At 70.9% G+C, this 447-nt stretch carries 1 protein-coding gene; it reads right to left on the reverse strand.

The features are described 5' to 3' along the window. The coding region (locus tag ACLJNW_RS23225; RefSeq protein WP_410961088.1) for a sigma-54 factor interaction domain-containing protein at positions 1–447 on the reverse strand (447 nt) is incomplete at both ends.

Below are 447 nucleotides of genomic sequence, written 5' to 3' on the forward strand. Positions count from 1 at the left end.
CCGGCGACCACCGCGTCAGCCAGGTCGACGTTGGTCGCCGCCACCAGCCGCACGTCGATGGGGATCGGCCGGCGCGAACCGAGCCGCACCACCTCGCGTTCCTGCAGCACGCGCAGCAGCTTGACCTGGATGCTCGGCGGCAGGTCGCCGATCTCGTCGAGGAACAGGGTGCCGCCGTTGGCCGCCTCGAACCAGCCGGCCTTGCTCTGCAACGCACCGGTAAAGGCGCCCTTCTCGTGGCCGAACAGCTCGCTCTCCACCAGGCTCTCGGCGAAAGCACCGCAGTTGACCGCGACGAACGGGCCGCCGTTGCGTCCGCTGAGGGCGTGGATATGGCGCGCCACCAGCTCCTTGCCGGTGCCGGTCTCGCCGATGACCAGCGCGTTGGCCTCGCTGGGCGCCAGGCGCTCGATGCGCTCCAGCAGCTCGCGGGAACGGGGGTCGTTG

This window comes from Salmonella sp. SAL4457 (assembly GCF_046548235.1).
In the GTDB taxonomy this organism is placed as follows: domain Bacteria; phylum Pseudomonadota; class Gammaproteobacteria; order Enterobacterales; family Enterobacteriaceae; genus Salmonella; species Salmonella enterica.